Origin of the sequence: Micromonospora sp. WMMD736 (genome assembly GCF_049179015.1) — a bacterium.
Classification (GTDB): domain Bacteria; phylum Actinomycetota; class Actinomycetes; order Mycobacteriales; family Micromonosporaceae; genus Micromonospora.
In genome coordinates, this window is the sequence record NZ_JBMHMI010000001.1 from 2,554,234 (window position 1) to 2,576,635 (window position 22,402).

A 22,402-nucleotide genomic window follows, 5' to 3' on the forward strand; every position below is an offset into this window, starting at 1 on the left:
GACGCGGTCCGTCGGACCCACGCCGGGCCACCGGCCGGTGGCGAGGCATCCTTCCCTACCGCGTCCTTTGCTCTGCTTCAACCCGCGCAACAGTTCGGTCGCCCGACTGTTGCCTCCGTTGAAGCAGAGCAAAGGACGCGCCGAGCACTCTGCCACCCCGTGCCACCGAGCCCCCGGGCACTCGGGCACTCGGGCCCAGTCGCAGCGCTATGCGGGGCCCAGCAGCAGCGCCCACGCCGGGGCCGACCCGACCCCGGGGCCGGCGTCCAGCGGGTCAGGTCATGTTGGCCAGGAACTCGCTGTAGAACAGGCCCAGGGCGATGGCCACGCCGATGCCGGCGATGATCCAGAACCGGACCACGATGTTGACCTCGCTCCAACCGGCCAACTCGAAGTGGTGCTGCAACGGTGACATCCGGAACACACGTTTACCGGTGGTCCGGAAGGAGATGATCTGGATCACCACGGACATCGTGATGATCACGAAGAGCCCACCGATGATCGGCAGCAGCAGGATCGTGCGGGTCGACATCGCCATACCGGCGATCAGGCCACCCAGCCCCAGCGCCCCGGTGTCACCCATGAAGATCCGCGCCGGGGACGTGTTCCACCACAGGAAGCCCACACAGGCCCCGGCGGCGGCCCCGGCTATCAGCGCGATCTCCAACGGGTCCCGGACCTCGTAACAGTACGGCTGCTTGTAGCTCGGGTCGGCACACCAGTGCCGGTACTGCCAGAACGCGATCAGCGCGTACGCGGCGAGCACCATCACCGACGCGCCGGTGGCGAGGCCGTCCAGGCCGTCGGTGAGGTTGACGCCGTTCGTCGCGGCCATCACCACGAAGATGAAGATGATCACCGCGCCGACCTTGCTGACCTCCAGGAAGTCGATGTCCCGGATGAAGCTCAGTGTGGTGCTGCCCACGGTCTGGGTGTTGGTGGCCTTGCCCGTCGCGTCGGTCATCGTGCTCGGGAACCACAGCGCGATCACCCCGAAGATCGCGCCGACCAGGATCTGGCCGAGCAACTTGCCGCGCTTGTTGAGGCCGGCGCTGTTGCGCTTGCGCACCTTGAGGAAGTCGTCGAGGAAGCCCACCGCGCCCGAGAACACCATCAGCCCCAGCAGCACCAGCGCCGTGATGGTCGGCTCCACCTGCGCGATCTGGGCGTCCGGCAGCGTGGTCAGGGCCAGGTGCCCGGCCACGTACGCGATCACCGTGGCCAGGATGAAGACCACACCGCCCATCGTGGGCGTGCCCTTCTTGCCCTGGTGCATGGCCGGGCCGTCGGACCGGATCGGCTGGCCCGCCTTGAGCCGGGTGAACACCTTGATCGCGATCGGGGTGCAGAACAGCGAGACGAGGAAGGCCACCCCGATGGCGACGATGACCGCCCTCATCGACCGGCCTCCCCGGCGGCGTCGGCGCGCAGCGCGTCCGCCACCTCCCAGGTCCGGTACCGGGAGCCCTTGACCAGGACGACGTCGCCCGGCCGTAGCTCGCCCCGCAGCACCTCGACGGCCGCCGCCTGATCGGTGAGCAGCACCGACTCTCCTCCCCAGTTCGCTACCTCTGTCGCGCCTTCGTGGATCGGCGCGGCCGGCTCGCCCACCACGAGCAGCCGGTCGACACCCAGCTCGGCCGCGAGCCGGCCGACCTCGGCGTGGCCGTCGCGCTCGAACGGGCCCAGCTCGGCCATGTAACCGAGCACCGCGACGGTACGCCTCTCACGTCCGAGGCTGGAGAGCGCCCGGAGCGCGACCGCCATCGAGGCCGGGTTGGCGTTGTACGAGTCGTCGATGACCGTCACTCCGTCCGGCCGGTCGAAGACGTCCATCCGCCGGGTGGACTTCAGCCCCAGCTCGCCGAGCGCCGTGGCCAGCTCGGCCAGCGGCATGCCCAGCTCCCGGGCGACCGCGGCGGCGGCGAGCGTGTTACCGACCTGGTGGCGGCCGGTCAGCGCGAGCCGTACGGCCGCGCGCCCCTCCGGCGTGACCAGGGTGTACGACGGGTGCCCCCGCTCGTCGAGCGTGACGTCCTCGGCGCGCAGGTCGGCGTCCGGCGCCTCGCCGTAGCGGACCACCCGGGCCTGGGTACGGCTCGACATGGCGTCGACCCGGGGGTCGTCGGCGTTCAGCACGGCCAGCCCGTCGGCCGGCAGGGCCTCGACCAGTTCGCCCTTGGCCTGGGCGATCGCCTCCTGCGAGCCGAACTCACCGATGTGCGACGTGCCGACGTTGAGCACCACCGAGATCCGCGGCGGCACCAGCTCGCACAGGTAGCGCACGTGCCCGATACCCCGCGCGCCCTTCTCCATGACCAGGTAGCGGGTGTCCGGCCCGGCCAGCAGAGCCGTGTACGGGTGACCCAGCTCGTTGTTGAACGAGCCGGGCGGTGCGACCGTGGCGCCGAGCCGGGCGGTGAGCTGGCCGATCAGGTCCTTCGTGGTGGTCTTGCCGGACGAGCCGGTCACCCCGACCACGGTCAGCTCGGGCAGCCGGGCCACCGCCGCGCGGGCCAGCCGGCCCATCGCGGTCAGCGCGTCCTCGACCAGCACCATCGGCACCCCGGGCACCGCACGGCTGCCGAGCACGGCCACCGCGCCAGCCTCGATGGCGGTCGCCGCGTAGTCGTGCCCGTCGACCTTCTCCCCCGGGAACGCCACGAAGAGCGAACCGGGCCCGACCTTGCGCGAGTCGAACTCGACCGAACCGGTGACGGTGGTGTCCGGGTCGGCGGCGACGAGCCGCCCGTCGACGGCCGTGGCCACCTCGGCCAGGGTCAGGGCGATCACTGCTGACCCGCCCGGTCGGCGAAGCGGGCCCGCAGCGCGTCGGCCAGCTCGGTGCTGTCGTCGAACGGGAACACCTCGCCCGCCACCTCCTGGCCTCGCTCGTGGCCCTTGCCGAGCAGAGCGATCACGTCGCCCGGCTCGGCCAGTCGGACCGCCTCGTCGATCGCGTCCCGCCGACCGGCCACCTCGATGATCCGGGCGGCGGTGTCGGCCCGGTACGCCCCGGCGAGGACCTCGGCACGGATCTCGGCCGGGTCCTCGGTGCGCGGGTTGTCGTCGGTCACCAGCACCACGTCGGCCCCCTCGGCGGCGGCGGCGCCCATCACCGGCCGCTTGCCCCGGTCACGGTCCCCACCGGCGCCGATCACGCAGATCAGGCGTCCGGCGCTGAGCTCCCGCAGCGCGGCCAGCGCCGCCACGATCGCGTCCGCCTTGTGCGCGTAGTCGACGACCCCGCGTACCGGCCCGGCGACGTCGACGAGTTGCAGGCGACCGGGCACCCCACCGCAGGCGGCCACCCCGTCCGCGGCGGTTTGCGGGTCCACCCCGGCGCCCACCAGCGCGGCGATGGCCAACAGCGCGTTGGCCACGTTGTGCCGGCCCGGCAGCGCCACCCCGGCGGACACGACCACGCCGTCCGGGCCGTGGGCGGTGAACCGCTGCGCGTACCCCTCGCCGTCGACGCCGTCCGCCCACCACGTCGCGGTGGGGTCACCGGCCGCCGAGTAGCTGACCGTCGCCGGCTTGTAGAGCGGCGTGAGCGCCGGATCGTCGCGGTTGAGCACCTCGACCGCGCACCGGCCGTCGAAGAGCTGCGCCTTGGCGGCGAAGTAGTCGGCGCTGTCGGCGTGGAAGTCCAGGTGGTCGGAGCCGAAGTTCGTGTAACCGCCCACCACGAACCGCACCCCACCCACCCGGCCCATGGCCAGCGCGTGACTGGAGACCTCCATGACGACGGCGGTGACCCCACGCTCGCGGGCGGTGGCCAGCATCGCGTGCAGGTCGGTCGCCTCCGGGGTGGTCCGCACGCTGTCGATCACGAGATCACCGAGGCGGGTCTCCACGGTGCCGATCAGCCCGGTGGTGTGTCCGGCGGCGCGCAGCCCCGACTCCACCAGGTACGCCGTGGACGTCTTTCCAGCCGTGCCGGTGATGCCGATGACGGTCAGGTCGGCGGTCGGGTCGCCGTACACGGCCGACGCCAGTTCGCCGAGCACCGCACGCGGGTCGGGGACGACCAGGGCGGGCAGACCGCTCGCCGCCGCCAGCTCCGCGCCGGCCGGGTCGGTCAGCAGGGCCACCGCGCCGGCCTCGGCCGCGCCGACGGCGAACTCCGCGCCGTGGCGGCGGGCACCGGGCAGGGCCGCGTACAGGTCGCCGGGGCGGACCTCCTGGCTCGCGTGGGTGGCACCCGTGACGACCACGTCGGCGGCGTCCGCCGGCAGGTCGACGGCGAGCCGGGCGGCGAGATCACCGAGCCGGACGCCGGTCACGGTACGTGGACGTGGATTGCCGGGCACGGCGTCAGACCCTACCCGGTCGTCCGGTTCCGGCCGCACAGCCGCCCCGGTGGTTCGTCGGCACTCACCGATGATGTCGCGCCCACGCTGCTCAGCGCGGATAGACCACGAACTTCGGTGCGGAACCGGCCGGCGACGGCGGCACCCGGTAGTGACGCAGCGTGAACTGCATCATCTCCCGGAACGCCGGGTTGGCGATCGCCGCGCCACCACCCCCGGGGGCGTACACGAAGACCGCGATCACGTACCGGGGCTTCTCGGCGGGGGCCATGCCGATGAACGAGGACACCTCACCGGGCTGCCTCTTGCCGTCGACCCGACGCCACCCGGTGCCGGTCTTGCCGGCGACCCGGTAGCCGGGGACCGCGGCCAGGGTGCCGGTGGCGCCCTCGACAGTGGTGACCGCCTCCAGCATGGTGCGCAGCGCCGCCGCGTTCTGCGGGCTGAGCACGGAGCGGGTGACCGGCGCGGGCGCCGGGGTCCGCTTGCCGTCCGGGCCGATCGTCTCCTTCACCAGGTGCGGCTGCACGTACGTGCCGTCGTTGGCGATGGCGGCGTACGCGGCTGCCATCTGCAGCGGCGTGGCATCGACGCTGTGCCCGATCGGCACCGAGCCGTACGACGAGCCGCTCCACTCGGCGGCCGGCAGCAGCCGGCCGCCGGCCTCGCCGGGCAGGCCCTCGCGGGTGGGCTGACCCAGCCCGAACCGCTTCTGGTAGTCGATCAGCCGGTCCTTGCCGAGCTTGTCGGCGACCGTGATCGCGCCGACGTTCGACGAGAAGGCCAGCATTCCCGGAATGCTCATCTTCTTGCCGTTGGCGGGGTGCGTGTCCGAGAACCAGGTGTCGCCCATCTTGATGCTGTTCGCGATCGGCAGGGTGGTGTCCGGAGTGATCACCCCTTCCTGGAGCGCGGCGGCGTAGGTGATGGCCTTGTGCACCGAGCCCGGCTCGATCACGAAGCTGGTCGCCGCGTCCTCCCGGGCGACCGGGTCGCTCGGGGTCGGCTTCGCGGCGTTGTAGGTGGGATCGCTGGCCTGGGCCCGTACCTCGCCGGTGGCGACGTCGATGACCACGGCGGCGGCGGTCGCGCCGCGCTGACCCGCCATCCCCGCGCTGAGGATCTGTTGGCAACGGAACTGCAGGTCCCGGTCGATGGTGAGCGCGATCGAGCTGCCCGGCTTGGCCTGCGTCGTCTTGCTGTAGCCGCCGGGGATCGGCGCCGCGAGGTCACCGAGGCCGGCCTCGTACACCCGCCGGCCGTCCTGCCCGGAGAGCAGGTCGTCGTAGCGGGCCTCCAACCCCTCCAGGCCGTCCATGTCCGGGCTGGTGAAGCCGATCAGGTTGGCCGCCAGGTCGCCGCCGGGCACCTCACGACGCTCGTCTCGGTGCACCCCGATGCCGGGCAGGTCCAGGTCCAGCACCTGCTTGGCGGTGGGGATCTCCACCCCCCGGGCCAGGTACTCGAAACGCGAGGCGTTGCCGTTCTCCAGTTTGCGGGGCTTCATCAGCTCGGTCAGCTTCGACGCCGGAATACCGAGCAACGGGGAGAGCGCCTTGGCGGTGGCGTCCGCGCCGATCCACCCGGGCTTGGACCGGTCTTCGATAAGCGTCGGGTCGGCGAACACGTATCGCGCCTCGACGCTGTGCGCCAGCGGCTCGCCCCGGAAGTCGTAGATCGCGCCGCGCGGCGCGGGCAACTCCACGGTGCGGGTCCGGTCGGCGACGCCACCACCGGCGTAGGCGGGGGTGTCGACCGTCTGTAGGAAGATCAACCGCACCCCGATGGCGACGAAGAGCGCCAGGGTGAGCACGGTACCCAGGCGCAGCCGCAGCCGCGGGTCGGCGAGCTTCGGCGGGCGGGGCGGCTTGCGGGAGGGCCGACGGGCCGTCGGACGGTCGCCGCGACCGGGCGCGCGCGGCGTGGTGCGGCGACGCGGTGGCGGGACGTCGCCGGGGACGCCGCGCGGGGTCCGCGGCGCGACAGTGCGCACGACCCCGCTGCGGCCAGCTGCCGGGGCGTCACGCCGGCCGGCGCGGGCGGCGGCCCGGCCGCCGTCGAGCACCTGCAACGCCGGCCGGAACGGGTCGCCCGACCGCGAGCTGCCACGAGGGGTACGCCGCTGCTCGGCGTTTGCGCCGCGCGCGGGCGTGCCGCGCTCCTCCCGGACCGTCCGCCCCCTCGGGGTGTACGCCCGAGCGCCGGAGATGCCACCGATCCCCAGCTCACCCGTGCGCGACTCGGAGTCGGTGGCGTCACGGCGAGAGCCGCGCCGGGACCCCGTGGGGTCCCGGCGCGGCTCGTCCGACCTCGGTGGCACCGGTCAGCCTCCCGCGCCCTGGCTGGTGACCGACGGCTCGCCGGTCGCCGGCTTGGGCACCCCGAGGGGCAGCTTGCCGTCCGGCAGCCGGATGTAGCCCGGCTCACCGGCGTCCACCAGACCCAGGCGACGCGCCTCGGCGGTCAGGTTCCCCGGCGCCTCGAAGTCGGCGATCTGCCTGTCGAGCTGCTGCTTCTCCAGGTCCAGTCGGGCCTGCTGCTGCTGCAGCTTCTCCAGCCGGAACGCGTTCTCATTGATCTTGGTATTGACCGCCAGGATGCCGAACACCCCGCCGACCACCAGCACCACGATCAGCGCCGCGAACGGCGCGCGCGGCACCGACACCGGTGGCGGTGGCGCCACCCGCAGCCGCGGCGGACGGTTCTTCGCCGTGGCGCCGGACTTCTCGACCGGACGCAGCGCGGCGTTGCCCTGGGTGGGGAACTCGCGCGCCCCCCGGGCGCGAGCCTCCCCCTGCCGGTTGACCCGATCGATGCGTGGCGTACCGTTCCCCACGCGCGGGGCTCGCTCCGCCGCGGTCCGGCCCCCCGACCGCGGTGCGCGCTGCCCGCCGCCGGTGACGTCCCGGCGGTCGCGCTTGTCAATGTTCATGTCCCCTCCCCCTCTACATCCGTCCCTCTGCCGTCCGCCGGCGTCGCCGGATCCCCCACGGATCCCGTCGACCCCGTCCCCGGTTGGTGCATCGCCCTCACTCGTCGGCGGGACCGTTCGCGGTCGGTCCGCCCCTTTACTGCCGCATCCGGATCGAGCCGTTCCGCTGCCCGCAACCGCACCGAGGCGGCGCGCGGGTTCGCGGCGACCTCCGCCTCGCCGGGTAGTTCGGCGCCCCGGCTGAGCAGCCGGAACGTCGGACCGGAGCCGGGCAGCTCCACCGGGAGGTCGACCGGGCCCTTACTGCGGACCCGGTCCGCGAGCGCCGCCTTGGTGAGTCGGTCCTCCAACGAGTGGTAGGACAGGACCACCATGCGACCACCCACGGTCAGTGCGTCGAGCGCGGACGGCAGCGCTGTCTCCAGCGCTGCCAGCTCTCTGTTTACCTCGATCCGTAAAGCCTGAAACGTTCTCTTTGCCGGGTGCCCGCCCGTTCGTCGGGCTGGTGCCGGAATCGACTCCCGGACCAGCTCGGCCAGCCGCGCCGACGAGGTGATCCGGGTGCGCTCGCGCTCCCGGATGATCGCCGAGGCGATCCGCCCGGCGAACTTCTCCTCGCCGTACACCCGCAGCACCCGGGCCAGATCGGGATGGGCGTACGTGTTGACCACCTCTTCGGCGGTCACCCCCCGCGTCTGGTCCATCCGCATGTCCAGCGGCGCGTCCTGCGCGTACGCGAACCCGCGGTCGGGCGCGTCCAGTTGCAGCGACGAGACACCCAGGTCGAACAGGATCCCGTCGATGCCCGGATAACCCAGCCGCTGGAGCACGTCGGGCAGCTCGTCGTAGACGGCGTGCTCCAGGTGCACCCGGTCGGCGAACCGCGCCAACCGCACCCGTGCGTGGGCGAGCGCCTCAGTGTCCCGGTCGAGCCCGATCAGGACGGTCTCCGGATGCGCCTCGAGCACCGCCTCCGCGTGCCCGGCCAGGCCGAGCGTCGCGTCGACGTGCACCGTCCGGCCGCCTCGCCCCAGCGCGGGGGCCAGCAGCTCGAGACACCGCTCAAGCAGCACCGGCACGTGCGTGCCGCGCAACTCCCCCATGATGACCCCCACTGGTTTGAACGTCCGTTCTTCTCGCGCGCCTGCCGTCGAGACGGCGCTCCCGTCGTACCGCCAGATCCCCATCCGCTCCCGCCGGACACCGACTTCCGCCGGATTACTGGATCGTGCGCCTGGCACCGGGGAAGTGATGCCAGGAACTCGAAAGCGGCTGGAGATCTCGCAGTACGTCGGGCGCCGTTCCGCCCTACAGACCGCCGGGCAGCACCCCCTCCTCGATGTCGGCGAAGTCGTCTTCGCTCTCGGCGAGGTAGGTCTCCCAGGCGACCTTGTCCCAGATCTCGACCCGTGTGCTCGCGCCGATGACCACCAAGTCCCGGTCGAGCGCCGCATACTCCCGAAGGTGCGCAGGGATCGTCACGCGGCCCTGCTTGTCCGGCACCTCGTCGTGCGCGCTGGCGAAGAAGACCCGGCTGTAGGCCCGGGCCGCCTTGTGCGTCATCGGCTGCGCGCGCAACTGCTCCGCGATCCGTTGGAACTCGGGTGTCGGAAAGACATAGAGACAGCGATCCTGCCCTTTGGTGACCACGACACCCCCTGCCAGCTCATCCCGGAACTTGGCCGGAAGGATCAACCGGCCCTTCTCGTCCAGGCGCGGGGTATGGGTGCCGAGAAACATCGGCCCAACCCCCTCGCCCTTGAGCGGCGTTCGCGGCGCCGCTGACCCCCCGGGCCGGTGAGCCCTCCCGGCCTCACCATTGGGCCCCACTCTACTCCACTTCCCTCCACCTGCAACCAGATTCGCCCGCGTGGCGCGTCCCATCCGGTCGCAAAACCGCACGTCACAGGGGGTGGAGCGGAGTGGAGGGCCGGTACGCCCGCCCGGCGTGGTCCGCTTTCCGACATTGATCGACTCCGTCCGGCCGAGCGCTCACCGGCCGCCCGCCGGGATGCCACGGCCGAACGGTTCACCGTCGGCCTCGATCTGGCGAGGCGGGCGGTCCGGTAACCTCGCTCGCGTGACGGACGCGAAAATGCCCCTACGGGCCAAGGTGGCCAGCTCCGTGTCACGGACCGCCGCGGCGCTCTCCCGGGCCGCCGGCCGTGGCGACGGTTCGGTGATCGGCGGATGGATCGGGTTGAAGATCGACCCGGACCTGCTGGCGCACCTGTCGGCCGGCCGCGCCATCGCGCTGGTCTCCGGCACCAACGGCAAGACGACCACCACCCGGTTGACCGCCGCCGCGGTCGGCGTACTCGGGCGGGTCGCCACCAACTCGTTCGGCGCCAACATGCCCACCGGGCACACCTCGGCGCTGGCCAAGGCCGGCAGCACCCCGTACGCGGTGCTGGAGGTCGACGAGCACTACCTCGCCCAGGTGCTGGAGTCGACCGAGCCGCACGTGGTCGCCCTGCTCAACCTCTCCCGCGACCAGCTCGACCGCGCCAAGGAGGTCGCCATGATGGCGCAGCTCTGGCGCGCGGCCCTGGTCCGGCACACCGACGTTCGGGTGGTGGCCAACGCCGACGACCCGATGGTGGTCTGGGCCGCCACCCCGCCGGCCGATCCGGCCCGTGGCATCAATCCGCCGCACGTGACCTGGTTCAGCGCCGGCCAGCGCTGGCACGACGACTCCTGGGTCTGCCCGGAGTGCGGCTCCACCATCGCCCGCTCCGGCGAGCAGTGGTGGTGCACCGGCTGCGCGCTGCGCCGTCCGGAGCCGAACTGGGTCGTCGAGGACGAGGGCGTACTCGACCCCACCGGGGCGTGGCACAAGGTCTCCCTCCAGCTGCCCGGCAAGGTCAACCTGGGCAACGCGGCGACCGCGCTGGCGGTGGCGGCCGAGTTCGGCGTACGCCCCGTCGACGCGGTGACCCGGCTCGGCATCGTGACCTCGGTCGCCGGCCGGTACGCGCAGGTCGACCGGGACGGCCGCAACATCCGGCTGCTGCTGGCCAAGAACCCGGCCAGCTGGCTGGAGGCGTTCGACATGGCCGACGAGGCGCCCACCCTGCTCTCCATCAACGCGCGTGACCCCGACGGGTTGGACACCTCCTGGCTGTTCGACGTCGACTTCGCCCCGCTCCGCGGCCGGCAGGTGTTGATCACCGGTGACCGGGCATACGACCTGGCGGTTCGGCTGGACGTCAACGACGTGCCCTTCCAGCACGTCCGCACGTTCGACGACGCCGTCCGGTCGGTCCCACCCGGCCGGCTCGAGGTCATCGCGAACTACACCGCGTTCCAGGACATCCGAGCGGAGTTGGACCGTGTCAACTGAGAGCCTGCGTATCGTCTGGATCTACCCCGACCTGCTGTCCACCTACGGTGACCGGGGCAACGCGCTGATCCTGGCCCGACGGGCCCGCCAGCGCGGCATGCCCGTCGAGGTGTTGGAGGTCCGCTCCGACCAGCAACTGCCGTCGACGGCCGACATCTACCTCGTCGGCGGAGGTGAGGACGGCCCGCAGGCGCTGGGCGCGCAGCGGCTCATCGCGGACGGCGGTCTGCACCGGGCGGTCGCCCAGGGCTCGGTGGTCTTCGGTGTCTGCGCCGGTTACCAGCTGCTCGGGACGTCCTTCTTCGCCAAGGGTGTGCAGTGCCGCGGCCTGGAGCTGCTCGACCTGAAGTCCGACCGTGGCGAGAGCCGGGCCGTCGGCGAGTTGGCCGGTGAGATCGACCCTCGGCTGGGCCTGCCCCCGCTGACCGGTTTCGAGAACCACGGTGGCCGCACGCACCTCGGCCCGGAGGTCGCACCGCTGGCCCGGGTCACCGCCGGCGTGGGCAACGACGGCGCCACCGAGGGCGCCTGGCGCGGCAAGCTGCTGGGCACCTACTCGCACGGTCCCGCGCTGGCGCGCAACCCGGCCCTGGCCGACCTGCTGCTGCGCTGGGCCACCGGGGCACACCAGCTCCCACCGCTCGACGACGCCTGGCCCGACCGGCTCCGTAACGAGCGCCGTTCAGCGGTGGCCGCCGCCCGGGCATGATCCGCGACGTCCGGCGGCTGCTCCGGCAGCCGTCGGCCGCCCGGTTCGCGCTGCTGCTCGCGCTCATCGGCGGCTGCGGGCTGCTGCTGCTCGTGGTGCCCCGCCCGGATCCGGCGCGACTGCCGGCGCTCGCCGACCAGCTGGGCGACCTCGCCCCGGTGGCGGCGATCCTCGGCGGCGCTCTGCTCCTGGTCGCGCTGGTTCCCCGTACCTTCGTGACGCTCGCCGCGGGCGCGATCTTCGGCCCTCTGGAGGGTGCCGCGTACGCCCTGTGCGCCGCGTTGGTGGCCGCCGCGATCGGCTTCACCGTCGGCCGGCTCCTCGGCCGGGAGTTCGTGGCCGAACGGGTACGCGGTCGGTTGGCCCGCCTCGACGGCTGGTTCGCCCGGCAGAGCGTGTTCGGCGTGGTCACCGTCCGGCTGCTGCCGATCGCGGGGTTCGGCCTGGTCAGCTACGGCTACGGCACGACCGGCGCGCGGGTGGTGCCGTTCCTGGTCGGCAGCGTGATCGCCTCCGCGCCGACCGCGTTCGGCTACGCGGCGATCGGCGCGGCCGTCAGCTCCCCCGGCCACGTCAACTGGTACGCCGCCGCCCCCGCCAGCCTCGGCCTGATCGCCAGCGTCGTACTGATCCACCAATGGTGGCGCGCCAACCGCACCCGCCACCACCCCCCAACCTAACCCCGGCCGCGCCCCGCGCCCGTCGCCCCGCGCCCGTCGATCTTGCACTTTCTGTCCCGACAAACCCTGACACAGGGTGCGGAACGACATCCGAACGTGCAAGATCGACGGGAAAAGCCGACCGGGCGGGCCGGGCGGGGCGGGGTGGCCGGGCGGGGTTAGACGACTACCGAGACCATTCGACCCTTCACCACGATGACCTTGCGGGGTTCCTTGCCGGCCAGGCTCGCGGCGACCGCCTCCAGGGCCGCCGCGCGGACGGTCTCGTCGGCGGCGTCGGCGGGCACCTCGACGCGTCCCCGGACCTTGCCGTTGACCTGCACCGGGTAGGTCACCGTGTCGGCCACCAGCAGCGCCGGGTCGGCGACCGGGAAGTCCGCGTACGTCAGCGAGGTGTCGTGGCCCAGCTTGCGCCACAGCTCCTCGGCCACGTGCGGGGCGAACGGCGCCACCATCAGCACCAGCGGCTCGGCCACCTCACGGGGCGTGGCCGGCAGCCCGGTCAGCCCGTTGGTCAGCTGGATCAGCTTGGCGATCGCGGTGTTGAACCGGATGCCGTCCATGTCGCCACGGACCCCGTCGATCACCGTGTGCAGCAGCCGGCGGGTCGCCTCGTCGGCCGAGTCGTCGGTGACCCGCAGCTCGCCCGTCTGCTCGTCGACGACGGCCCGCCACACCCGCTGCAGGAACCGGTACGAGCCGATCACCGCCCGGGTCTCCCAGGGGCGGGACACCTCCAGCGGGCCCATCGACATCTCGTACACCCGGAAGGTGTCCGCGCCGTACGCCGCGCACATCTCGTCGGGGGTCACCACGTTCTTCAGCGACTTGCCCATCTTGCCGTACTCGCGGTTGACCACCAGGTCTTCCAGGTAGTACGCGCCGTCGCGCTCGACCACATCCTCGGCCTGCACGTAGCTGCCCCGCGAGTCGGTGTACGCGTACGCCTGGATCATGCCCTGGTTGAACAGCTTGCGGAACGGCTCGAACGACGACACGTGGCCCAGGTCGAACAGCACCTTGTGCCAGAACCGCGCGTACAGCAGGTGCAGCACGGCGTGCTCGGCGCCACCGACGTACAGGTCGGTGCCGCCGCAGTCACCGTCGCCGCGCGGACCCATCCAGTACCGCTCGTTCTCGGCGTCGACGAACCGCTCGCTGTTGGTCGGGTCCAGGTAGCGCATCTCGTACCAGCAGGAGCCGGCCCACTGCGGCATCACGTTGGTCTCGCGGGTGTAGCGCTTCGGCCCGTCACCCAGGTCCAGCTCGACCTCGACCCAGTCGCGCCGCCGGGACAGCGGGGTCTCCGGGTTGGAGTCGGCGTCGTCCGGGTCGAACGTCTTCGGGGAGAAGTCGTCCACCTCCGGCAGCTCGACCGGCAGCATCTCCTCGGGCAGAGCGATGGCCGCGCCGGTCTCGTCGTAGACGATCGGGAACGGCTCACCCCAGTAGCGCTGCCGGGAGAACAGCCAGTCCCGCAGCCGGTAGGTCACCGCGCCGGTCCCGTGCCCGTTCGCCTCCAGCCACGGGATGACCGCTGCCTTGGCGTCGGCGACCCCCAGGCCGTTCAGGTCCAGGCCGCGCTCGGGCGCGGCGCTGTTGATGGCCGGGCCGTCACCGGTGTACGCCGTGCCGTCGAAGCCCTCCGCCGGCTGCACGGTGCGCACGATGGGCAGCTCGAAGACCTCGGCGAACGCCCAGTCCCGCTCGTCCTGCGCGGGCACCGCCATGATCGCGCCGGTGCCGTAGCCGGCCAGCACGTAGTCCGCGATGAAGATCGGGATCTGCCCGCCGGTGACCGGGTTGGTGGCGTACGCGCCGATGAAGACGCCGGTCTTCTCCTTGGAGTCGGACTGCCGCTCGACGTCGGTCTTCGCGGCCGCCGCCTTGCGGTACGCCTCGATGGCCTCGGCGGGGCTGGCGTGCCCGCCGGTCCAGGCGTCCCGGGTGCCCTGCGGCCAGGCGGTCGGCGTCAGCGCGTCGACCAGCTCGTGCTCGGGCGCCAGCACCATGTAGGTGGCACCGAAGATGGTGTCCGGCCGGGTCGTGAACACCCGGATCGGCTCGCCCGCCGTGGCGAAGTCGATGTGCGCGCCCTGCGACCGGCCGATCCAGTTGCGCTGCATCAGCTTGATCGGCTCTGGCCAGTCCAGGCTGTCCAGGTCGTCCAGCAGCCGGTCACCGTACGCGGTGATCCGCATCATCCACTGCTTCAGGTTGCGCTTGAAGACCGGGAAGTTGCCCCGGTCGGAGCGGCCGTCGGCGGTGACCTCCTCGTTGGCCAGCACGGTGCCCAGCCCCGGGCACCAGTTCACCGGCGCCTCCGAGACGTACGCCAGCCGGTGGTCGTCGACGACCCTGCGACGCTCGGCGACGCTCAGCTCGGCCCAGGACCGGCCGTCCGGCGTGGGCCGGTTGCCGCCCTCGAACTCGGCGATCAGCTCGGCGATGGGACGGGCCCGGCCGGCGTCGCGGTCGTACCAGGAGTTGAAGATCTGCAGGAAGATCCACTGAGTCCAGCGGTAGAAGTCGGTGTCGATGGTGGCCACCGAGCGCCGCTCGTCGTGCGCCAGTCCCAGGCGGCGCAGCTGCGCCTTGTACCGCTCGATGTTCGCCACGGTGGTGGTCCGGGGGTGGGTACCGGTCTGCACGGCGTACTGCTCTGCGGGCAGCCCGAACGCGTCGAAGCCCATCGCGTGCAGCACGTTACGGCCGGCCATCCGCTGGTAGCGGGCGTAGCAGTCGGTGCCGATGTAGCCCAGTGGGTGGCCGACGTGCAGGCCCGCGCCCGACGGGTACGGGAACATGTCCAGCACGTACAGCTTCTCTGCGTCGGCTCGGGGGTGGCTCGGATCGGCCAGCGGACCGGTCGGGTTCGGCGCGTGGAAGGTGCCCTCGCGTGCCCAGGTGTCCTGCCAACGCGTCTCGATCTCGTTGGCCATGGCCGCGGTGTACCGGAACGGGGGGATGTCGCCCGCCGGTGCGGCTGCCTCGCTCATCGTCTCTCCTCGCTTCGCTTCGCTTCGTCTCGGCACCGCCGGGCCGGACCGGCGGCGGGCACAAAAAAGCCCCTCGCGCAGGAGGGGCCGCCGTGCTGTCGCGCGTTCAGCGCATCAGCACGGCCCGGTAAGAAGCAGGAAGACTCCGGCCATGCCCCGCAGTGTACCGCGCGCCCGGTTCGGGCCGCCGACCACCGGGCGTGTTCGACCCGTTCCCCCGAGCTGGCGAATATCGGGGCGTAACCGGCGGACTACCTGCGGGGGTCGGCGATAACGACAAACATGGTTAGCCTGAGAGGCCAGTGAGCTCCCTGCGGCAAACGAGGCTCGGCGTCGCGAACCCAACGGCGGGTCCAGGTGCTCTCTACAGAGCTGCCGTGACGGCGACGAGGAGGAGGCCCGTGACACAACAGACCTGGGACGAGGTGGGCGGCCTGTTGCCGCACGACGAGTTCCGCGCCGCCAGCGAGGCCATCGTGGCCAACATCGAGCAGGTCATCGAGGGCAAGACCGCCACCGTGCGGTTGGCTCTGGCCGTGCTGCTCGCCGAGGGCCACCTCCTCATCGAAGACGTTCCCGGCGTCGGCAAGACCAAGCTGGCCAAGGCCCTCGCGCGGTCCATCGACTGCACGGTCCGCCGGATCCAGTTCACCCCCGACCTGCTGCCCAGCGATGTCACCGGCGTCAGCGTCTACAACCAGGAGACCCACGACTTCGAGTTCCGACCGGGTGCCGTCTTCGCCAACCTGGTCGTCGGCGACGAGATCAACCGGGCCTCGCCGAAGACCCAGTCGGCGTTGCTGGAGTGCATGGAGGAGCGGCAGGTCACCGTCGACGGCGTGACCTACCAGCTACAGACCCCGTTCATGGTCATCGCCACCCAGAACCCCATCGAGATGGAGGGGACGTACCCGCTGCCCGAGGCCCAACGCGACCGGTTCACCGCCCGGATCGCGATGGGTTACCCGGACGCCGGCGCGGAGCTGGCGATGCTCGACGGCCACGGCGCCACCGACCCGCTGCACGAGCTGCGTCCGGTCTCCGACGCCGACACGGTCCGGCAGCTCATCGCCACCGTCCGCCAGGTACACGTCGCGGACGCGGTCAAGCAGTACGCGGTCGACCTGGTCACCGCCACCCGTGAGGCCCACGACCTGCGGCTCGGCGCGTCCCCCCGGGCGACGCTGCAACTCCTGCGCACGGCCCGGGCGGTCGCCGCGCTGGAGGGCCGCGACTACGTCCTCCCCGACGACCTGCAGGCCCTGGCGGTACCGGTGCTGGCGCACCGGATCATTCCGACGGCCGACGCGCAGCTCGCCCGGCGCACCACCGACGCGATCGTCTCCGAGCTGGTGCACCGGCTGCCCCTGCCGCACGATCGCCAGCGCAACCCGTACGACACCCGGCCCGCCACCGGCAACGGCCGCGCGCCCTACGAGCCGCGGAGGCCGTGACGTGCGTGCCGGGCTGCGCGGGCTGACCACCCGCGGGCGCTCGTTCCTGGCCGCCGCGGTCGCCGCGGCGGTCTCGGCCGTCATCCTGGGCGAGAAGGACCTGCTCCGGGTGGCCCTGCTGTTGGCCATCCTGCCGTTGCTGGCCGCCGCCTACGTGGGCCGCAGCCGCTACAAGCTGGCCTGCAACCGGTCGCTGGACCCGCACCGGGTTCCGGTCGGGGCCAACTCGCGGATCGTGCTGCGCCTGCAGAACCTCTCCCGGCTGCCCACCGGCACCCTGCTGCTGGAGGACCGGCTGCCCTACGCGCTGGGCAGTCGGCCCCGCGTCGTACTGGAACGGCTCGGCGCGCACCAGGCCAGCTCCGTGGCGTACACGGTCCGCGCGGACGTGCGCGGTCGCTACGACGTGGGTCCGCTGGTGGTCCGGATGACCGACCCGTTCGGTCTCTGCGAACTCACCCGCGCCTTCCCCAGCACCGACCACCTCACGGTCATCCCGCAGGTCACCCCCCTGCCGTCGGTCCGGCTCCCCGGGGAGTACGCGGGCAGCGGCGACAGCCGCGCGCGTTCGGTGGCGGTGCACGGTGAGGACGACGCGGCGACCCGGGAGTACCGCCGGGGCGACGACCTGCGCCGGGTGCACTGGAAGTCCACGGCGCGTACCGGCGAGCTGATGGTGCGCCGGGAGGAGCAGCCCTGGGAGAGCCGCGCCACCGTCGTACTGGACACCCGGGCGTACGGCCACCGGGGTGACGGACCGACGGCGAGTTTCGAGTGGGCGGTCTCGGCCGCCGCGAGCATCGCCGTACACCTGCGCCAGGCCGGTTACAAGCTGCGCCTGGTCACCGGCTCGGGGGTCGACGTGGACGCCTCGGAGGGCGGTGGCGACGGCGTGCTGCTCGACCACCTGGCCGAGGTGCGGTTGGATCAGCGGGCCGACGTCACCGGGTTGGTGCAGCGGGTGCGGCAGCGCGCCGACGGCGGGCTGATCATCGGGCTGTTCGGCGCGGTGAGCGTGGCCGAAGCCGAGTTGCTGGCCGGGCTGCGCGGCAACGGCGCGACGTGTGTCGGTTTCCTGTTGGACAGCTCCACCTGGCTGAGCCTCCCCGAAAAGGCTCGCGCCGAGGCGGAGCACGCGCACGGCGCCGCCGTGCTCACCATGGTGCGCAGCGGCTGGCGTGTGGTCGGCGCCGACCACGGCAGCCGACTGCCGGCGCTGTGGCCGCAGGCGGGCCGCGGCTCCCAGGGTTTCGCCCTGCGGGCCGCACTGGCCGAGACGGTCGCTGGCCGCGTTCGATGAACGGAAGGTCCCCCTCATGATCGCCAGCCGGAACACCGGTCTGGTGGCGGCCGCCGCGACGTTGCTCGCCGCCGCGCCGCTGTCGGCCATCTTCCAGACCTGGACGTGGCTGATCCAGTGCGCGATCGCGGTCGCCGTGGTGGCCGGGGTCGCCGCGCTGACCCGACTCGTCCGCGCGCCGCTCTGGGGCCAGGTACTCGGCATGCTGGCCGCCCTGCTGCTCGCGCTGACCTGGCTGTTCCCCAGCGGCAGCGAGCTGTTGGCCCTGCTGCCCACGCCGAGCACGATCGGGCACTTCGCCGACCTGCTCGCCGGTTCCGCGCAGGACATGCGCTCGTACGGCGTCGAGGTCCCGGACACCGATCCGCTGCTGTTCATCACCGTGCTCGGCGTCGGCGGGGTAGCCGTGCTGGTGGACGTGCTGGCCGTGGGGCTGCGCCGGCCGGCGCTGGCCGGGTTGCCGATGCTCGCGATCTACTCGGTGCCGGTCGCCGTCTACGTGGACAGCGTCCCCCCGCTGCCGTTCGTGGTGGGCGCCGCCGGTTACCTGTGGCTGCTGGTGAGCGACAACGTCGACCGGGTACGTCGGTTCGGGCGGCGGTTCACCGGCGACGGTCGGGACGTGGACGTGTGGGAGGCGTCGCCGCTGGCGTCCGCCGGCCGTCGGCTCGCCGTGGTCGGTGTGGTGCTGGCCGTGGTGCTGCCGCTGGGGGTCCCCGGGCTGAGCGGCGGACTGCTCGACCGGATCACCGAGGGCACGGGTAACGGCAGCGGCAACGGTCGGGGGGTGGGTGGCTCGTCCGGTCGGATCGACCTGTTCGCGTCGCTCGCCGGCCAACTGAACCAGTCCGAGGTGGTGGACCTGGTCAAGGTGACCACGTCGGAGCAGAGCCCGTTCTACCTGCGCTACGCGGTCGCCGACGAGCTGCGCCCGAACGGTTTCCAGGCCCGCGCCGCGAGTGGCCGACCGGTGAACCGCGATCTGCCCGACCCGAGCGAGCGGGTCGGGCCGGGGGTGCAACAGAACGAATACCGGGCGACCGTCGAGGTGACCAAGAGCCTCAGCATGTCCCTGATGCCGGTGTACGCCGAGCCGGTGCGCACCCAGGACCTGAACGGCAACTGGCTGTACGACCCCAACCAGCAGATCGTGTTCTCCAACCGGGAGAGCTCGCGGGGGCGTAAGTACTCGTTCGACTACATCCGCTCGACGTACACCCCGGCGACCCTGCGGGCCGCGAAGTCGCTGCCGGCCGAACACCCGCTCCGCCGGCAGCAGACCGCCACCCCCGTGCCGGTGCCCGAGGTGGAGGAGCTGGTGCGCGGGCTGATCCAGGGCAAGCGGACCGACTACGACCGGGTGCTCGCCATCTACCAGTACTTCTCCGCGGACAACGGGTTCACGTACCGGTTGAGCACCGCGAGCGGCAGCAGCGGCCAGGACATCGTGAACTTCCTGACCAACAAGGTCGGCTACTGCCAGCAGTACGCCGCCGCGATGGCCTGGCTGGTCCGGTCCGCCGGCATCCCGGCGCGGGTCGCGTTCGGGTTCACCAACGGCAGCAGGCGCGACGGTGACACGTACACCCTGACCAACCTCAACCTGCACGCCTGGACCGAGGTCTTCTTCGACGGGATCGGCTGGGTGCCGTTCGACGCCACCCCGGCGTCCAGCGTTCCCGGCTCCACCCGGTCGGCCTGGGCGCCGGACACGGACGCCCCCGAGCCGTCCGCGCCGGACGTCGGCGCCACGGACAGCCCGAGCAGCGCGGACTCGTCGGCCGGGCCGACCGGCCCGGACAACGCCGACCGGGACACCGACTCCGGGCTCTCGCTGGGGGATTCGACGCCGGCCGAGCAGGCACCGGTGTGGCCGTGGTGGGTGGCGGTCGTACTCGCGCTGGTGGCCCTGCTGATGGTTCCCGCGCTTCGTCGGCGGGCGCTGCGTCGGCGGCGGGCCGGCCGGGCAGCCGCCGCAGCCACCGCCACCACCGCTGAGGACGGGTCACCGACCGACGACGCGCGCGTGATGGTGGTCGAGGCGGACGCGGGTCGCGCTCGCGCCGACGCCCACGCCGCCTGGGCCGAGTTGCTCGACACCCTCGTTGACTACAAGGTGCCGGTGGACCGGACCGAGACGCCCCGGGCGACCGCGGACCGGCTGGTCCGGGACGCTCTCCCCGACGACGCCGAGGCGATCGGGGCGGCGCGGCTGCTCGGCCGGGCCGAGGAGCGGGCCCGGTACGCGCGCTCTCCGCTGACCGGTGAACCGCTGCCGTCGGCGCTCCGCGCGGTCCGTGGCGCGCTCTCGTCCCAGGCGGACCGACGGACCCGGGTGCTCGCCGCCGTGTTGCCGCCCTCGGTGCTGCTGCGCTGGCGGATCGCACTGGCGGACGCCTCCGGCCGCCTGGTGGCGCTGACCACCCGGGTGCGCTACCGACTACTGCGGTGGAACCCGCGCCGGTTGCTGGCCGATCGAGCCGCCCGCTGACCAACGCTGCCCCCCGCCACCCCCGCGCCAGAACGCCCAAGCCACCCCAACACCAATATCGATCTCAGCGCCAACGCTCCAGCGCCGCCACCGCCGCCCAGCGTCGATCTTGAGGTGCAGCGGGGGCGCCTGGCGCGAGGCGAGCACGGCGCGGCGCGAGCACGGCGCAGCGCGGCGCGAGGCGAGCACGGCCCAGCGCGAGCACAGCCCAGCGCGAGCACAGCCCGGAGCGAGCCCCGGGGCGAGCACAGCCCGGGGCGGGCGCGGTGCTTGGGCATGAAGGAGCGACGGCGGCCACCGGGGTGTCCCGATGGCCCGCTCGTCGTGTGGTCGGCCCGCCTCAGCGGCGGGGCACGCTCAGCGGTGCCCCTCCGGGCGCTGCCGCCATCGGTCTTCCATCCGGTCCAGGATCGACCGTCGGCGACCGGACCGGCCACCGCGGGGACGACGACGACTCGTCGTGCCACCCACCACGTGCAGGTCGGGTGACTGCGCCCGCCGGTGCGACTGCACCGCGAACGCGGCCGACGCCAGCATGACGACGAAGCCCGCCACCGCCAGCGGTGGAGTCTTGATCACCGCGCCATAGACCAGTAGGGCCAAGCCAGCGATGATCACGCCGGCAGCGACGAGCAGGCGACGCCGCGCGTGGAAGCGCGGATCGCTGGCGCGCACGGCCGAGGCGAATTTGGGGTCCTCGGCAAGCGACCGCTCGATCTGCTCGAACAGCCGCTGCTCGTGCTCCGAGAGCGGCACGGCACTCCTCCCCGGTCACGTTGGTCGGCCCACTCGGGCCGACAGACCGTGGCAGCCAACCGGCTGCTTACCCGCAAGTCTACGAGGGGGGTCGCGCGTCGGAAAGCGGGACGACCTACGGGTGGGGTGGATTTTCCTTTCGATGAGCGTCACGGTCGGCTAACAGACTGGCCGGACCTATGACGGACCGCCCGAATCGGGCAGCGGCGGCGTCCGCGGCAGCTTCCGCCTCCCGCCAGCCACGCTCGGGCGCGCCGAGGGTGAGCTGCCGGGAAGCGCCCTGCGCCGGGCTGAGCCCCTCCACCCGGACGCCGACGAGGCGGATCCGCTCACCTGGGTCCAGCGCGGTGTAGAGCGCCCAGACCGTGTCGAACATCTCCCGGGCCGTGTCGGTGGGTACGCCGAGGGTGCGAGAGCGGTTGACGGTGCGGAAGTCGGCCAGTCGTACCTTCAGGGTGACCGTGCGCCCGAGGTGTCCGGCGCTCCGCAGCCGGACGCCGACCTTCGCGCTGAGCGCGAGCAGGGCACGGCGGATCTCCATCGGGTCTGCCACGTCGGCGTCGAAGGTCACCTCGGCGCCGATCGACTTGTCGACCTGTTCGGGGCTGACCCGGCGCGGGTCGCGCCCCCACGCCAGCTCGTGCAGGTGCGCCGCGGACGCCGCGCCCACCGCTCTGCGCAGCATGCCGACCGGGGCCTCGGCGAGGTCTCCCACCGTGGCCAGACCGAGCCGGCGCAGCGCCTCGGCGGCCCGCTCCCCCACACCCCACAGCGCGTCTACCGGAAGCGGGTGCAGGAAGTCGAGGACCTGCCCGGCGGGTACGACCAGCAGGCCGTCGGGCTTGGCCCGGGTGGAGCCGAGCTTGGCCACGAACTTGTTCGGCGCCACCCCGACCGAACACGTCAGCCCCTGCTCGTCGGCGACCCGCTGGCGGATCAGCCGGGCGATGGTGGCCGGCGGGCCGAACAGCTTGCGGGCGCCCGTGACGTCGAGGAACGCCTCGTCGAGAGAGAGCGGCTCGACCAACGGAGTGACGTCCCGGAAGATCTGCATGACGGCCCGCGAGGCGTCGGAGTACGCGGCGAAGTTCGGCGGGAGGTAGACGGCGTGCGGGCAGAGGGCCCGCGCCCGGGAGGTCGGCATGGCGCTGCGTACGCCGTACCGGCGGGCCTCGTAGCTGGCCGAGCTGACCACGCCGCGCGGGCCCACGCCACCCACCACGACCGCACGGCCGCGCAGCTCGGGGCGGGCGCGCACCTCCACCGAGGCGAAGAACGCGTCCATGTCGACGTGCAGGATGCCGCTGGCGGAGTCGTCGGCGTCCGGCCCGAAGCGCGGATCACCGCCCCGGGGCAACGACTGACTGCGGCCCATCGGTGCAGGTTATCCCCGCGGTACGACACCACCGCCGACCGGCCGGTCGG

Annotated in this window: 16 protein-coding genes; 6 read left to right on the top strand and 10 right to left on the bottom strand. The window is 72.5% G+C overall.

Annotated elements, in window-relative coordinates; translation table 11 throughout:
* Positions 1-274 precede the first annotated feature (274 nt).
* The 7 genes from mraY to mraZ form a co-directional block, all read right to left on the bottom strand.
* Positions 275-1,399 (bottom strand): phospho-N-acetylmuramoyl-pentapeptide-transferase, encoded by a 1,125-nt coding sequence (gene mraY / locus ACN269_RS10795; RefSeq protein WP_421472317.1) that lies wholly within the window; start codon positions 1,397-1,399, stop codon positions 275-277.
* Positions 1,396-2,793 (bottom strand): UDP-N-acetylmuramoyl-tripeptide--D-alanyl-D-alanine ligase, encoded by a 1,398-nt coding sequence (locus tag ACN269_RS10800; RefSeq protein ID WP_421472318.1) that lies wholly within the window; start codon positions 2,791-2,793, stop codon positions 1,396-1,398. Before ACN269_RS10800 ends, mraY begins: the two co-directional genes overlap by 4 nt.
* Positions 2,790-4,352: a UDP-N-acetylmuramoyl-L-alanyl-D-glutamate--2,6-diaminopimelate ligase gene (locus ACN269_RS10805; RefSeq protein WP_421472319.1), complete on the bottom strand. Its 1,563-nt coding sequence runs from the start codon at positions 4,350-4,352 to the stop codon at positions 2,790-2,792. The genes ACN269_RS10800 and ACN269_RS10805 overlap by 4 nt, the downstream gene beginning before the upstream one ends.
* A gap of 52 nt (positions 4,353-4,404) precedes the next feature.
* Positions 4,405-6,633 (bottom strand): peptidoglycan D,D-transpeptidase FtsI family protein, encoded by a 2,229-nt coding sequence (locus tag ACN269_RS10810; RefSeq protein WP_421472320.1) that lies wholly within the window; start codon positions 6,631-6,633, stop codon positions 4,405-4,407.
* A 3-nt stretch (positions 6,634-6,636) separates the two neighbouring features.
* Complete coding sequence (locus tag ACN269_RS10815) at positions 6,637-7,245, bottom strand: hypothetical protein (protein WP_421472321.1); 609 nt, start codon at positions 7,243-7,245, stop codon at positions 6,637-6,639.
* The gene (gene rsmH / locus ACN269_RS10820; RefSeq protein WP_421476275.1) at positions 7,242-8,348 is read right to left on the bottom strand and encodes a 16S rRNA (cytosine(1402)-N(4))-methyltransferase RsmH; all 1,107 of its coding nucleotides are present in this window, start codon (positions 8,346-8,348) and stop codon (positions 7,242-7,244) included. Before rsmH ends, ACN269_RS10815 begins: the two co-directional genes overlap by 4 nt.
* A 205-nt stretch (positions 8,349-8,553) precedes the next feature.
* Positions 8,554-8,985, bottom strand: a complete 432-nt coding sequence (gene mraZ, locus ACN269_RS10825) for a division/cell wall cluster transcriptional repressor MraZ (protein WP_355049459.1) — start codon at positions 8,983-8,985, stop codon at positions 8,554-8,556.
* 355 nt (positions 8,986-9,340) lie between these two features.
* Between mraZ and ACN269_RS10830 the strand changes: the two genes are divergently transcribed.
* The 3 genes from ACN269_RS10830 to ACN269_RS10840 are packed head-to-tail and all read left to right on the top strand — an operon-like array spanning position 9,341 to position 11,977.
* On the top strand, positions 9,341-10,588 hold the full coding sequence (locus tag ACN269_RS10830) for a MurT ligase domain-containing protein (RefSeq protein WP_421476276.1): 1,248 nt from the start codon (positions 9,341-9,343) through the stop codon (positions 10,586-10,588).
* Entirely contained in the window at positions 10,578-11,297 is a 720-nt protein-coding gene (locus ACN269_RS10835) for a type 1 glutamine amidotransferase (protein ID WP_421472322.1), read from the top strand. Before ACN269_RS10830 ends, ACN269_RS10835 begins: the two co-directional genes overlap by 11 nt.
* On the top strand, positions 11,294-11,977 hold the full coding sequence (locus tag ACN269_RS10840) for a TVP38/TMEM64 family protein (protein WP_421472323.1): 684 nt from the start codon (positions 11,294-11,296) through the stop codon (positions 11,975-11,977). Before ACN269_RS10835 ends, ACN269_RS10840 begins: the two co-directional genes overlap by 4 nt.
* Positions 11,978-12,135: 158 nt before the next feature.
* On the opposite strand, the gene leuS is transcribed toward ACN269_RS10840, so the two are convergent.
* Positions 12,136-14,976 (bottom strand): leucine--tRNA ligase, encoded by a 2,841-nt coding sequence (gene leuS / locus ACN269_RS10845; RefSeq protein WP_421472324.1) that lies wholly within the window; start codon positions 14,974-14,976, stop codon positions 12,136-12,138.
* Between the two features lie 401 nt (positions 14,977-15,377).
* On the opposite strand from leuS, the gene ACN269_RS10850 reads away from it, so the two are divergent.
* Genes ACN269_RS10850 through ACN269_RS10860 form a run of 3 tightly spaced genes read left to right on the top strand, consistent with a single transcriptional unit; the run spans position 15,378 to position 20,221 of the window.
* Positions 15,378-16,430, top strand: a complete 1,053-nt coding sequence (locus ACN269_RS10850; RefSeq protein WP_421472325.1) for an AAA family ATPase — start codon at positions 15,378-15,380, stop codon at positions 16,428-16,430.
* Between the two features lies 1 nt (position 16,431).
* Complete coding sequence (locus tag ACN269_RS10855; protein ID WP_421472326.1) at positions 16,432-17,730, top strand: DUF58 domain-containing protein; 1,299 nt, start codon at positions 16,432-16,434, stop codon at positions 17,728-17,730.
* A gap of 16 nt (positions 17,731-17,746) precedes the next feature.
* Positions 17,747-20,221 carry a transglutaminase TgpA family protein gene (locus ACN269_RS10860; RefSeq protein ID WP_421472327.1) on the top strand — a complete coding sequence of 825 codons (2,475 nt, stop codon included), beginning with the start codon at positions 17,747-17,749 and terminating at the stop codon, positions 20,219-20,221.
* A gap of 357 nt (positions 20,222-20,578) precedes the next feature.
* Here ACN269_RS10860 and ACN269_RS10865 read toward each other — a convergent pair whose 3' ends face one another.
* Together ACN269_RS10865 and ACN269_RS10870 are read right to left on the bottom strand one after the other, a co-directional pair.
* Positions 20,579-20,977, bottom strand: a complete 399-nt coding sequence (locus ACN269_RS10865; RefSeq protein ID WP_007463044.1) for a DUF3040 domain-containing protein — start codon at positions 20,975-20,977, stop codon at positions 20,579-20,581.
* Between the two features lie 115 nt (positions 20,978-21,092).
* Positions 21,093-22,352 (bottom strand): DNA polymerase IV, encoded by a 1,260-nt coding sequence (locus ACN269_RS10870; RefSeq protein ID WP_421472328.1) that lies wholly within the window; start codon positions 22,350-22,352, stop codon positions 21,093-21,095.
* Between the last annotated feature and the right edge of the window lie 50 nt (positions 22,353-22,402).